Raw genomic sequence first — 13,345 nt, 5'->3', positions numbered from 1 at the left:
GCTCACTTCACGCCCCCGGCAGCCAGGCCGGAGCGCCAGAACCTCTGGAGGAAGAGGAACGCGACGATCAGCGGGATCACCGACAGGAACGCCCCCGTGATCGTGACGCTGTAGGGGATACCCTGGTTCACCCCTTCCCGCCAGTTCGCCAGCCCGACGGTGACCGGTTGAAGTGTGTCGCTGTTGAGCATGAGGAGCGGCAGGAGGTAGTTGTTCCAGATGCCGACGAACTGGAACAGGAAGATGGTGACCAAGGCGGGGGACATGATCGGCATGGCGACTCGCCAGAAGATCCGGGCCTCGCTGGCGCCGTCGAGCCGGCCGGCCTCGAGCAGCTCGTCCGGCACGGACGCCGCGGCGTAGATGCGCGACAGGTAGACCCCGAACGGGCTGACGATGCTGGGCAGGAACACCGCCCAATAGGTGTTGACGAGGTGTACCTCGCTGAACATCAGGTACAGGGGGAGGGCGAACATGACGTCCGGGATCAGGACGGCGCCGAGGATGATGCTGAAGACCAGGTCTCGGCCACGGAAGGCGTACTTCGCCAGCGCGTATCCGGCCAGGGCCGACAGCAGTGTGCTCACCGTGGCGCCGCCGACGCTGTAGATGACGCTGTTCACGAGCCACCGGGCGAAGATGCCGTTCTGCTCCTGGAAGACGTCGCGGATGTTGGTCCACAGGTCGAAGTGCGAGAACCACAACCCGTTCGTGGTGAAGAGGTGGCCCTTGTTCTTCGTCGCGGTCACCAACAGCCACCAGACCGGGACCAGGGTGTACACGGCGAAGAACAGCATGACCGCGAACACACCCGCCCGGCTGGCCAGCGGCGTCTTGTGTGCGCGCCGGCGGGCACGGACCTGCTCGGCGGCGGGTGCGGGAGTGACAGCCTGGAGGGAAGTGACAGTCGTCATGAGAACGTGCCCTTCCGCTGGGTGAACTTGAGGAACCCGAAGGACAGCGCGAAGGTCAGCACCGCGAGGATGATCGACTGCGTGGCGGCGTAGTTGTAGTTGTTGATGTCCGCCGACTGCTTCGCGGCCAGAATCGGTGTGTAGGTGGAGGAGACGGTCGGGGCGACCCGATTCAGGATCGCCGGCTCGTTGTACAGCTGCGCGGTGCCGATGATCGAGAACACCGTGGTGAGGATCAGCGCCGGACGCACGGCCGGGATCTTCACATGCCACGCCACCCGCCACCCGGAGCAGCCGTCCATGACCGCGGCCTCGGTGAGCTCGCCGGGGATCGCCTGCAGCGCGGAGTAGATGATCAGCATGTTGAAGCCGGTCCACGCCCAGGTGATCATGTTGCCTGTCGAGGCCAGCACGAGGTTGTCGGACAGGAAGTTCACCTCGAGCCCGATGTGCCGCAGCGCCGAGGTGAACGGGCTGATGCTCGGTTCGTAGAGGAACGACCACATGATCGCGGCGATCACGCCCGGCAGCGCGTACGGCAGGAAGTAGATCTGCCGGAACGTCCGCTTGAACACGGCGGCGCGTGAGTCCAGGAGGAGCGCGAGGAGCAGCGCCGACCCCAGCATCACCGGCACCTGCACGATGCCGAGAACGAAGACCCGCAGGAACGAGGACATGAACCGGCTGTCGTGCAGTGCCGTCACGTAGTTGTCGAGCCCGGCGAAGACGGTCGTCGGCGGTGCCAGCCCGAGACCGCTGCGTTCGAGTTTGAAGAAGCTCTGGTACAGCGCGTAACCGATCGGTGCGAGCATCATCGCCGCGAAGAGGAGCCCGAAGGGTGCCAGGAACAGCACCGCGGAACGGGTGTGCCGTCGGCCGGGGACGCGCCTGGCCGTCGGGCCGGCGACGGCGCGGGTGACCTTGTCGCCGGGCGTTGTTACCGCCATGCCTGCTCCTTGTCCATGCTGTGGACCCCGCGCGGTGAAGTGAAGGATCCGTTGGTCATTTCCGTTTGGTCTTGTCGCGTCGACGTCCCGTGCCGAGGGCTCGGATCGATGGGGCTGGCCGGGCTTCCCGTGGCTGTGCCCCGCGGGCGCGGCCACCCGGCGGCAGAGGACCGCCGGGTGGCCGCTGTCACCCAGGTGGGCATCAGTTCCCGACGTCCAGTCCCTGGTTCTCCATGGCCGCGACCGTGCTCTCCTGCGCCGCGGTCACCGACCGGGGGATCGTGCCCTGCCCGGCACCGGCTCTCTGCAGGCCGTCCCTCAGGTCGGACTGAACCTGGCTCATGGTCGGCCCCCAGACCCAGCCCGTGCTCGTGTTCTCGGCGGCCGTCTTGAACACCTGGTAGATGTTCTGCCCGCCGAAGTACTCCGACGGCTGGTTCGCAGCCGGGAGTTCCTGTCCGCTCGTGGTGGCCGGGTAGATGCCCGTCTGCTCGATCAGGGTCGTGACGCTGTCGGGGTTCGTGCTGAGCCAGACGGCGAACTCGGTCGCCTGCTGCGGGTGCTCGCAGCCCTCGAGCACGACGGTCGTGGAGCCGCCGCGGTTGCCGGCCGCGTGCTCTCCCGCGGTCCACTGCGGCATCGGTGCTACGGCCCACTTGCCGGACAGATCGGGCAGGTTCTCGGCGATCAGCGGCGCCGCCCACACGGCGCTGATCAGCGACAGCACCTGGCCGTCCTGCACCTTCTCGAACCAGGCCGTGTCCAGCATCGGCTCACTGGTGACCAGGTCCCTGTCCAGCAGGTCCTGCCAGTACCGTGCCACCGTCATCGTCGGGGCGCTGTCGATGGTCACCTGCCACCGGTCGTTCGCGGTGTCGAACCAACGGCCTCCGGCCTGCCAGGTCAGCGCTCCCAGGTCATAGGCATCCTGCGGCGTGGTCGTGAGATACGCGGACGGGTCGGCGGTGTGCACCTCCTGCGCAGCGGCGGCGAACTCGTCCCACGTCGTCGGCACCGAGATCCCGTATTCCCTGAACAGGTCGGACCGGTAGAACAGCGCCATCGGCCCGGTGTCGACCGGGATGCCGAATACCTGGTCACCGACGCTGGACATGTTCCAGGTCCACGGCACGAACTGGCCCTTGCTTGCGTTGGCGTACTGGGAAATGTCCTCCACCGCGCCACTGGCGACGAAGTTCATGAGCGTGTCGTAGCCCACCTGTCCGAGGCAGGGTGCGTTGCCGGCCCTGACCGCGTTCTGCATCTTGGAGTAGCCGCCGACACTGCCCGCCGGGATCTGGCTCAGGTTGATCTTGATGTCGGGGTGGGACTCGTTCCACAGCGCGACAACCTTGTCGTAGCCGTTCGCCGAAGCCCAGAAGTCCAGTGTCACCGTCTCCCCGTCGGAACTCGACTCGCTGGAACTGCTGCAGGCGCTGAGGGTGACAAGCGACGCAAGGGCCAGCGCCAACCCAGCACCCTTCACCCATCGTGAAGCCATCGGAACTCCTTCTTGCCGGCCGGAGTGCGCGGGCCATCGCCGCTCACGCCCTCGTCTCAGCCTGAATTATCTACGATTCGTTTCTCATTTAGGGATGTGTCGGCCTTGCGTCGACTCCGCCCCTGATCGAGGTGAAGGGCGACATCAGCCGGGCAGTGTCCAGGTACCGGCATGCCTGGCCCTCGGTGGAGGTGACCCGCCGTAGAAGTACGACATGGATCTCAGTTGGGTTGACTATGAGGCTCGGTCGGCCGCATGTCAACCATTCGTCGCTGATGAGCGAAAAAGGGCCATGCGTCGACGTTCCGTGGCAGTCGGAGACGGGCGCGATTGCCGGCGTTCTGGGACAGCTTTCTGGGAGGGCGCCGCCCTGAGCGGACGGGGCCGGTCACGGTCAGTACGTGGCCGCACTCGTCGCGCGGAGCACGGCCGAACATGTCCTGCCGCCAGGCCGGAAACAAGAAGTTTGTGGAGGTGTGGCGTAACCGTGATCTAAAGCGCACGAGGCAGTCCTGTCCGGACCGTGGCTCGGGCGCCGGTGACTGAATTGGCTCGGTGCAAGATCCATTGCGGGCCGGTCATCGTCGATTTATTGTGCCCGTGGTGAATTGCAAACTCCGGGCGACGGCTTCTTTTCCCATGAGCGGTGCCCGACCGCCGCCCGTGACATAGCTGAACTAAAGCGCCTTGATGACGTGGGCGAAGCGGCGCAGTCCTTCTTCGAGCGTCGCCTCGTCGGTAGCGAAGGACAGCCGTACATGCCCTTCGCCTGAAGGACCGAACTCGGATCCGGCACGTACGAGCACGCCACCGTCGGCCAACCGTTGGACTAGTTCCTCGGAGGAGAGGGAGCTGTTGATGCGGGGGAACGCGTAGAACGCTCCGCGCGGCCGTACGACGCTCACGACATCCAGACCGTCAAGGTGCCGCATCACCAGATCGCGGCGACGCTGATAGCTCGCCGAGAGTGTGTGCAGCTCCTCGGGGATGCGCAGTGCTTCGACTGCTGCGTCCTGGACGAAGGTGTTCATGGGCCCGTTGAAGGTGCGGTGAACAAGGTTGATCTTGTCGGCGACCTCGGCAGCGGCGCAGACGAACCCGATGCGCCAGCCCGTCATCGCGTACGACTTGGAGAAGGTGCCGGCGAGGACGACCCGGTCCAGCACGGGGGTGAGTGTCAACGCCGAAGCGAACGCGATGTCGTCGAAGACGATGTCGCGGTATGCCTCATCGGACAACAGAAAGAGGTCGGGGTGATCACGGAGGATCGCGCCGAGGCCCTCGACATCGGACTCCGGGAGCACCATCCCGGTGGGGTTCACGGGATTGCACAGGATGAGCATCCGTGCACCGGACGCGGCCTCCGCGAGTTTCCGCAGGTCGAGCGAGCCGTCGGGGAGAGTGGAGACCCACACGGCCTCGGCGCCTGCCATGGCCACATGATCCGCGTACAGGGAGTAGGTCGGCTCCGGGATCAGCACCCGATCGCCGGGGCCGACCAGAGCGAGGACGGCTGCCGCGAGTCCAGCGCTGCCGCCGTGTGTCGCGACGACATTGGCGGCGTCGAACCGGTGTCCCGCGGTTTGTGACAGGTGCGATGCGATCTCCCGGCGGAGATCCGGCGACCCGGTGACCTGTGAGTAACGGGTGCGCCCCGCGCGCAGCGCACGGACGGCAGCCTCAACGACTACCGCTGGCGTGCCGCCATCCGGTTCGCCCATCGCCAAGGAGACGATGCCTGGGACCGCGCCGCCCAGCGTCCTCGGCCGCCTCGACGCCGCCCTGATGCGGTCCGGAAGGGGGGCGGCCCGTTGTGGAACGCTCGTGCTCATCCGACCTCCATGGACTCAGGGCTGAAAAGTGAGATTAGAGTCGCACATCGCCTCGAGTGATTCAAGGGTCCTGTCGCCGCCTCCGGCCGCCCTCCCGGATCGGGGGCCGAAGGGGCCTTGGGGTGGACGAGAGACGGACGCCGCCTGGGCTCACTCGGCCGAGCGCCCGAGACGCTTCGTCGCGGACCGACCACGGCATTCTTGGCCTCGCGCAGGATCCAGCCCACGAAGAATTGAGAGATATGTCTTAGTTCTCTGGCGCATGGACAGCATGCGCAGCCGCACCAGGACGCCGGTGGTCGCCTAGGGGTTCGCGCACTGCCCGCAGCGCAGGGCAGGACCGGGGCGTTAGAGTGCCCGAAGGGGCCGGACTATCTTTCCCCAGACCTGAGAGACGACTCTTTCCACACAGGCGCCCGGGAGGTTCCCCTGACGGTCAAGGACGAGGAACAAGGCACCGGACGCGGCATGCGACGCGACGCGATCCGCAACCGGCGCAAGCTCCTGGAGGCTGCCGGGGAAACCCTCAGGGCGGAGCCCAGTGCGGCAACCATGGCAGTCATAGCGGAACGGGCCAACCTATCGGTGGCCACGGCCTACCGCTACTTCCCGTCACTCGATGAGCTGCTCAACGCCTACCTGCTCGGGGTCATCGTCAAGCTGCGCGACTACAGCCACGACTGCCCGAAGACGGGCCCGGCCCTGTTCGAGGATGTTGTCCGGGAATGGGCTCGCCTGGTCCGTAGCTACGGTCCCGCCATGGTCCACATCCGATCACGCACAGGGTTCCTCACCCGCCTGCGCGAGAACGACGAGGTGATCACCCCGGTCCGGGACACCTGGGAGCGCCCCATCCGCACCGTGATGCGGCACCTTGGCGTGCCAGACGAACATTTTGATCACGCGCTGTTCCTGTACAACGCCATGTTCGACCCCCGCGAGATCCTCGACCTGATCAACACCGGGCTGACCGAAGAAGCGGCGATCAGTCACATGACCGCGGCGTACTACGGCGCTCTCCAGGGCTGGGCCCGCGGCTGAAGCCGGGCAGTGGACAGTCTGTGAACTGGCAGGACCTTCGGATAGCCGCAGGCGGCGGTCCGGGCGTCCACAAGGCGGCCCTGGCGCCCACCGTCCCGCGCGGCCACGACCTCGCGACGGAAGCGGGCCCGTAGGAAGTCATCCTGGGCGAGCCACAGCAGCACGACCTTGATCGCGACCAGCCGACCGCCCGGCGAGCACCCGGGGTGGACGACACCCATGCCGGCCTCGCCCGATCGGCCCAGCGCCCGGTACTTGCGCATGCGCTCCGGGCCGCCTCGCTGCCGCGACCTGCCAGAAAGCGTCCCCTGCCTGACGACGTCGCGGTCGCCCCGTCGAGGGGTTGCCATGCCCATGCCAGCTCCCTAAGTTGAAGTGGGGATTGCGACGTTGCAACAAGGCGCCGCACCGGGCGGCGGATCCGCCGTGCCCGCCCCTGGACGGAGTCCACGTCAGTCCACTCTCCTCACGGGACGGAGAAGAAGATGCGTTTCCTCCTCGAACGGACCGCGCCGGGCATCCGGCACGACGGCCCGCCGGGCGGGCGCCGCTCGCTGCGGCGGACCCTCGTCGGTGCCGGGGCCCTGGCCGGTGCGCTGGTGCTGGGACTGCTCGGCGCCCCTGCCGGTGCCGACCCGGCCGCCCCGCCGGGCGCGCCCACCGGCACCGCCGCTCCCGCCCAGCCGCGCCAGTGCGCCGAGCCGGTCAACCCCAACGCGACGCCCCAGGCGCGCGACCTGCTGTGCTACCTCTACTCGCAGTACGGCAACCACATCCTCTCCGGCCAACAGGAGTCCACCTGGGTGGGCGGCCCGGAGTACGAGATGGACTACATCCTGGACAACGCCGGCAAGCTGCCCGCCATCCGCGGCATGGACCAGGCCACCAGCGACTACGTGGGCCGCGCCCTCGAGTGGTGGAACGCCGGCGGCATCGTCGACGTCGCCTACCACATGGGGGCGCCGACCCATCCCGACACGTACGAGGGCACCCAGATGGCGGTCCCCATCGACGCCGTCCTCACCCCCGGCACGGCCGAGAACGACTCCTTCCTGCAACGCCTGGACGCGACCGCCGCCAACCTCCAGCTCATGGAGGACGCCGGAGCTGCCGTCATCTTCCGGCCCTTCCACGAGGCGGGCGGCACCTGGTTCTGGTGGAGCAAGGAAGGCGGCGACCAGTACCAGCGGCTGTGGCGCTACACCTACGACTACCTGACCAACGCCAAGGGCCTGGACAACCTGCTCTGGATGTTCGGTGCGAACGGTGAGCCGGACTCCTCCTTCTACCCGGGCGAGGAGTACGTCGACATCGCCGGCGCCGACACCTACAACAGCCCGCAGAACTACGACCCGCTCAGCGGCCTCTACACCTCGGTCCGCGACATCGTCGGCGAAAGCCTTCCCATCGCCCTGCACGAGAACGGGCCCATCCCCGACCCCGACCTGCTCCAGGAGACCGGCACCCGGTGGCTGTGGTTCCACACCTGGAACGACACCCACCTCACCCAGAGCAACTCGGTCGACCATCTGCGCGCGGTCTACGACCACGACTACGTCATCACCCGAGACGAGCTGCCCGACTTCGGCTGACCGCCTCCGGGCGTACTGCGGCCCCCTGCCCCGAGCCGGGCAGGGGGCCGCACACGGGCCACCGCGCCGGGCCGGGCGGGCGGGCCGCGGCCCTCGTGGTCGGGGGGAACCGTGCCCACCGTCGGCTAAGCTGATCGCGCTGCCGCGTGCCACACCTGCGGCGGAGGGCGAGGAGGAGAGATCCAGTGCAGGCGGGCGAGGGTATCCGCCGGGCCAGCATCCGGCAGGTCGCCGCGGCAGCGGGCGTATCGATGTCCACCGTCAGCAACGTGCTGAACAACCCGCACCGCGTGCTCGCGTCCACCCGGCGGCGGGTCGAGGAGGCGATGGACCAGGTCGGCTACGTGCGCAACAGCGCGGCCAGGCAACTCCGCGGTGCCCGCAGCCGGGTGATCGGCTGCATCGTGCCCAACTCCGCCAATCCCTTCTACGCGGCGCTGGCCCGTGGCATGGAGGACCGCCTGGCCGAAGCCGGATGCGTCCTGGTCCAGTGCAGCACGGACGCGCAGAGTGAGCGCGAGGCCCGCTACCTGCAAATCCTCCAGGAACAGGACGTCGGCGGCATCATGGTCAGCCCCGTGAGCGTCGGACTGGAACGCCTGCTGACGGTGCGCGGCCGCGGCACCCCCGTCGTGCTGCTGGACCGCGAACGCGACCACACCGACCTCTGCGCGGCCAGCGTCGACAACGTCGCGGGCGGCGAGCTGGCCGCTCGGCACCTGCTCGGCCTCGGCCACCGGCGGCTGGCCTACATACGCGCGGAGAAGACCGTGCCCAGCATCAGTGACCGTGCCAAGGGCATCGACAAGGCCCTGCGGTCCGCCGGCCTGGAACCGGCCACCGCCCTGACGGAGGTGCACGTCACGCCGGCAACCACCGACGCCGTCGCCTCCCAGGCGATGGCCGGCCTCCTGGCATGCGAGGAGCGCCCCACGGGTGTCATCTGTTTCAACGACCACACCGCGCTGGCGCTCCTGCGGGGCCTGCGGCAGCACGGCATCCGCGTGCCCTCGGAGATGTCCCTCGTCGGCTATGACGACGTGGACTTCGCGGCCGAACTGTCCCCGAGCCTGACCACCGTCCGACAGCCCACCTATCAGCTCGGGCACGCCGCCGCGGACCTGCTGCTCTCCGAGTACCGCTCCGCTCACACGCATCAGCAGATGCTCTTCAAGCCCGAGTTGGTCATCCGCGACTCCACGCGGGCGCCGCAGGCGTGAGGAGGCCGGCCGCCGCCGGCGGCCTGCGCGCGCTCCCCTCAGCTGGCGCGCAGGTCGTCCACGTAGAAGCTGCCGTCGGTGGTGGTACCGCTCTCCGCCTGGTTGATGAAGATGTTGAACTGGGAGAGGTCGGCGAGGTCCTCCGGGGTGATGCGCCGGTCGGCGTTGGCGGTGTCCCAGGGGGCGGGACGGAAGTCGGCGAAGGGAATCGTCACGGTGCCGCCCTCGCTGCCGGCCATGGACGGGTAGGCCTCGTACGCGACGCCGCCGGCGACGAGCTGAAGCACCAGCTTGTGCTGGGAGCCGTCCGGCTTGAGCCACAGCGAGAAGGTGTCGAACGCGGACCAGTCGCCCTCCAGGCGTCTGCCGATGCCGGTGTAGTCCTGGAAGCCGAAGTCGTAGTCGAAGCGCAGCGCGTTCTCGCCCGTCCCGACCGGGTCGTGGGAGAGGGAGATCGTGTTGGCGCCGTAGGGGCTGTACTCGGAGCGCAGCGCGGTGTCGTCGACATGGCCCTCGAAGTCGTCCACGACGCCCGGGGGCAGCGGCGGCTTCTCACCGAGGATGACGCGGTAGTCGACCCCGAGTGTCCGGTGGCCGGGCACGACGGCGCGGACGCGCAGCTCGGTGACGGTGTTGTCGAGGTTCTCCTCGCCGATGTCCCAGGTGCCGGTGTAGTATCCGGTCGCGCCGTCGAGCCGCAGCCGGTGCCGCGTGGGGTCGTCGCCGAGCGTGTAGTACACCTGCCGCGGCCGGGCGTCGGAGACGCGGGCCCGGACGGTGGCGGCCGGTGTGGTGACGCGCTCGCCGTCGGTGGGTGACACCACGTGCAGGAACGGCTCATGCCGCTCGGCGCGTACCCGCCGGTCGAAGACGTCCCGCAGGTCCAGGCCGGAGCTGAAGACCGAGTCCGGGTCCGCCTCGAAGTCCCGGAAGTCCGGCAGGAGTTCGTGCTCGGCCACGCCGTCGTGCGCCGGATAGGGGACGAAGTACTGGTCGGTACCGAAGTTGGCCCAGGTCATCATGTACGCGCTGCGCGAGGCGTCCGGGTCGGCGGTGATGGCGTCCAGGACCTGGGTGTACCACTGGAGGTTGCCGTTCTGGCCGTTGGGCTTCAGGGCGCCGCTCTCGCCGAACTCGGTGAAGGCGGAGACCTTGCCGCGCTCCTCGGCTATCCGGGCGATCATGCCGAGGTCGGCGACCACGCCGTTCAGCCACTGCCGCGAGCCGTCGGTGCCGTCGTAGTTGTCGTAGCCGAGGATGTCGACGAAGTTGTCCCCCGGGTACGTGCGCATGTAGACGTCGTCGACGCCGCCGTAGCCGCCGCCGGGTCCGTAGGCGTAGAGGAAGTTGTGCACGTCCTTGGTGTCGCGCAGGTACTCGACCGTGTAGCGCCACAGCTCGATGTACTGCGAGGGCGAGGCGTGGGCGGCGCCCCACCAGAACCACGAGCCGCTGTTCTCGTGGAACGGGCGGAAGATGACCGGGATGGGATCGCCTTCGTCGTCCGTGATGGCGTGGGCGAGCCGTGCGACGCGGTCGAGGTAGGCGGTGAACTCGTCGTTGTGGTCGCCTCCTGGCAGGATGCGCTCGACGACGTCGCCCCCGGTGTCGCCGTAGTTGCCGCCGGTGACGAAGTTGTTCATGTGCGCGCTGATGGTGTTGATCCCACCGATGCGGTGCGCGTCCTGGATCAGCTCCACGAAGGTGGCGAACTTCTCCTCCGGTGCGCCGGGTGAGGACCCGTAGCCCTCGTCGCTCATGTCCCAGCCGAACACCGCCGGGTGGTCGCCGACGCCGGCCAGCACGTCGGACCTGACGCCGTCGGCCTCACCGATCGTGACACCGAACTCGGTGGTCTGCTGGTGACCGAAGAGGACGCCGTTCCCCCGCTGATCCCGCAGGTAGGAGAGGAGAGAGCGGGTCTCGGCCGTCGCCTGCGGGTCGGCGATCTCCACCGTGCGGGTCTGGGGCCGCGGTTCCCCCGGAGCGGCCGGTGCCGCTGTCGCGGTGAGCGTGGCGAGCAGGCCGACCGCCAGGGTGCCGACCGCCGCTACGGCGGTCAGCCGCCCACCAAGCCCTGCGGCTCTTCGTGGTTTCTTCATACGCCTCTCCTGCCTGTGGAGTTGAGTGGTGGTGGGAGACGGACTATAGGGGACATACTTAGATCAGTGAAGTAACTTGGCAGGAGCTATTTCAACGTTGCAAGACCATGGCGAGTCTCGGGCGAGGTCGCCTTTGGCGGCGAAGGCGACCTCGCCCTGGCTGTGGGCCGCCTGGCCGCGTCCCGGTCATCGGACCAGGATCCTGCGGCCAGACGCTTGCACCAGCATTGTTTGGTGGTCTGTCAACGAGCCGCAGGCCGCTGCCTCAGCGGGACGTGGCCGCTCCGGTATAGCGGCGGGGCAGGATGATGCCCGGGTTGTCGTCCAGAATCACCTCCGCGGGTCCGAACTGCGCGGCGACTTCCCGGATCTCGGGGGCGTCCAGGAGCAGTAGCCGGCCGCGGTCGATCCACAGCTCGCCGTCCACGTGGACGGTAGGGCGGTCGACCTGGATGTCGCAGTGTGCGAATCCGGGACCCGAGGGATCGGCCTGGCCTTCGGGGTTGAGTCCGTCGATGCCGCAGTAGAAGGCGCCGGCGTGCTTCTCGCGCTCGAACTGTGTGCCCCCGGCCACCCGGACCTTCGGGTTCAGGCCCATGAGTGCGTGACGCATGTAGTAGCCGCCTGGCGCATAGCGGCGGAGCTGCTCTGCGGCGATGCCACCCTCGATCTTGCTGACGATGCCGCCTTCCAAGGTGATCCGCAGCGGCTCCTCCGGCACGCCGGTGACTGCCGAGTCCTCAACGGCGATCACCCCTTCGGTGTTGCCGGGGTAGAAGTTTGTGCCCCCGTACGGGAACGGGCGCCAGTCGCCCGGCTTCAACGGGCCCTCGTCCTGGGTGAAGACAGGTGCGGAGAAGGTGACGTCGGTGCCCTGTGCCGAGGTCACCCGGATCGTGCTGGCCGTGTTGAGCTGGCTCAAGGCCCGTCGCACGAGGGCGTAATGCACCTCGGCGGGGAACCGGGCGCCGGTCAGCATGGCTGTCGCCGTTGCCGCCATGTGCAGTGACGTGAAGCGGATTCCCTTGGCGGCGACCTCGCTGAAGAACAGGGGAGCGGTGTGCACTTCTCCCCACCAGGTTCCGGCGATGACGACGTCGGCCGCTCCGTGCGCCGCGGACTCGATCAGGCGGGACTCGTCTGCGTCCCAGCCCCCGGCGCTGAAGGGGGAGACGGAGAGAATGCTGACCTCCGCGTCCCGGTACGCCGCCGCTGCGGCGATCGCTTGGACCACGACGGGATCGACGGTGTGCTCCATGAGCAGCAGGACTCGCTCGCCGGGGGCTACTTGTGCGTAGTGGACGAGGTTGCGGGCGCCGGGCATGAGCTCAACGATCGAGTTCGGTGCGGCGGTCGGTTCGGCTGTGTAGCTGAACGGCGACGATGCGTAAGGGTTGGTTGTCATCACGACTCCTTCGAGGGATACAGCCCGTGTTGGGCATCGGACATGACGATCGGGGCGGGGGGTCAGCCGATGCCCCACTGCTTCTTGAAGCCGGATTGGCAGGCGGTGCCGTACAGGGCCTGCTGGCTCGTGCCGGCCTGCTTGACCAGAGCCGGAGTGACGAAGCGGGTCGGGGCCACCGGGTTGCCCGGTTCGAGCCGGAGCATTCCGCGCATGGCCTGGTTCAGAGGACCGTGCGGTACTTCATCGTCCTTCCTGCGGCATCGGACCCGCTGGTCGAGTAGACGGTGATGCGGTCGGCGGCGTTGGCCCGCCGCACCGCCGGCACGACGAACGGACTCATGGTGGCCAGGATCGGCGGTATCGCGTTGGCGTCCGGATGGGCGCTGGGGGCCGAGGCGACCTGGGAGTCGAGGCCGGTAGAACGGGCGTCGGCCGGTGAGCGTGGCCGGCGTGGCGATGACAGGGGCCACCGCGCCCATCACCCCGGCGACCGACGGGCCGACCTCACGGGTCACGAGTGCGATGGTCACTGCGAGAACGATGACCCAGGTGATCGCCTCGCTGGACGGAATCGGGCGCACGTTGTCGCCCATGGGCCGCACCCTCCTCACATCGCTGCAAGACTCACTTTCAGACGGTGGCTACTGTATACATTCGTTGACGTGAATGGGCAATAGGCGTGCGGTGAGGGGGCCGCTCGCCGCCGACGCCGACCCGGCGAGCACCACCGAGGAATCCTGCGGAGAGCCGTGGTCTGGCATCGGCGGATCACCAGTCCCGCAATGATC

Annotated in this window: 10 protein-coding genes; 3 read left to right on the top strand and 7 right to left on the bottom strand. The window is 68.0% G+C overall.

Features of this window, described 5'->3' with window-relative positions; genetic code table 11:
* Positions 1 to 2: 2 nt before the first annotated feature.
* From ACTWQH_RS11655 to ACTWQH_RS11640, 4 genes are all read right to left on the bottom strand, one after another.
* On the bottom strand, positions 3 to 914 hold the full coding sequence (locus ACTWQH_RS11655) for a carbohydrate ABC transporter permease (RefSeq protein WP_443286374.1): 912 nt from the start codon (positions 912 to 914) through the stop codon (positions 3 to 5).
* Positions 911 to 1,861 (bottom strand): carbohydrate ABC transporter permease, encoded by a 951-nt coding sequence (locus tag ACTWQH_RS11650; RefSeq protein ID WP_443286373.1) that lies wholly within the window; start codon positions 1,859 to 1,861, stop codon positions 911 to 913. Before ACTWQH_RS11650 ends, ACTWQH_RS11655 begins: the two co-directional genes overlap by 4 nt.
* A gap of 202 nt (positions 1,862 to 2,063) precedes the next feature.
* Positions 2,064 to 3,362: an ABC transporter substrate-binding protein gene (locus ACTWQH_RS11645; protein ID WP_443286372.1), complete on the bottom strand. Its 1,299-nt coding sequence runs from the start codon at positions 3,360 to 3,362 to the stop codon at positions 2,064 to 2,066.
* 677 nt (positions 3,363 to 4,039) lie between these two features.
* Complete coding sequence (locus ACTWQH_RS11640; protein ID WP_443286371.1) at positions 4,040 to 5,194, bottom strand: pyridoxal phosphate-dependent aminotransferase; 1,155 nt, start codon at positions 5,192 to 5,194, stop codon at positions 4,040 to 4,042.
* A 468-nt stretch (positions 5,195 to 5,662) separates the two neighbouring features.
* Between ACTWQH_RS11640 and ACTWQH_RS11635 the strand changes: the two genes are divergently transcribed.
* The 3 genes from ACTWQH_RS11635 (at position 5,663) to ACTWQH_RS11625 (ending at position 9,047) form a co-directional block, all read left to right on the top strand.
* The gene (locus tag ACTWQH_RS11635) at positions 5,663 to 6,235 is read left to right on the top strand and encodes a TetR/AcrR family transcriptional regulator (RefSeq protein ID WP_443286370.1); all 573 of its coding nucleotides are present in this window, start codon (positions 5,663 to 5,665) and stop codon (positions 6,233 to 6,235) included.
* A 485-nt stretch (positions 6,236 to 6,720) separates the two neighbouring features.
* Positions 6,721 to 7,827, top strand: coding sequence for a glycosyl hydrolase (locus ACTWQH_RS11630; RefSeq protein WP_443286369.1), 1,107 nt, complete (start codon positions 6,721 to 6,723; stop codon positions 7,825 to 7,827).
* Positions 7,828 to 8,012: 185 nt separating this feature from the next.
* Positions 8,013 to 9,047, top strand: coding sequence for a LacI family DNA-binding transcriptional regulator (locus tag ACTWQH_RS11625; RefSeq protein WP_443286368.1), 1,035 nt, complete (start codon positions 8,013 to 8,015; stop codon positions 9,045 to 9,047).
* 38 nt (positions 9,048 to 9,085) lie between these two features.
* Here ACTWQH_RS11625 and ACTWQH_RS11620 read toward each other — a convergent pair whose 3' ends face one another.
* The 3 genes from ACTWQH_RS11620 to ACTWQH_RS11610 all read right to left on the bottom strand — a co-directional run bounded on the left by ACTWQH_RS11620 (position 9,086) and on the right by ACTWQH_RS11610 (position 13,150).
* A complete protein-coding gene (locus ACTWQH_RS11620) occupies positions 9,086 to 11,149 on the bottom strand; it encodes a glycosyl hydrolase (protein ID WP_443286367.1) in 2,064 nt (687 codons plus the stop codon).
* 265 nt (positions 11,150 to 11,414) lie between these two features.
* On the bottom strand, positions 11,415 to 12,557 hold the full coding sequence (locus tag ACTWQH_RS11615; protein ID WP_443286366.1) for a hypothetical protein: 1,143 nt from the start codon (positions 12,555 to 12,557) through the stop codon (positions 11,415 to 11,417).
* 59 nt (positions 12,558 to 12,616) lie between these two features.
* A complete protein-coding gene (locus ACTWQH_RS11610) occupies positions 12,617 to 13,150 on the bottom strand; it encodes a hypothetical protein (RefSeq protein WP_443286365.1) in 534 nt (177 codons plus the stop codon).
* Positions 13,151 to 13,345: the final 195 nt, after the last annotated feature.

Source organism: Streptomyces sp. 6N223, assembly GCF_052246635.1.
Classification (GTDB): domain Bacteria; phylum Actinomycetota; class Actinomycetes; order Streptomycetales; family Streptomycetaceae; genus Streptomyces.
The sequence above is the reverse complement of the archived record's forward strand: the minus strand, read 5'-3'. Positions and strand labels throughout refer to the sequence as shown.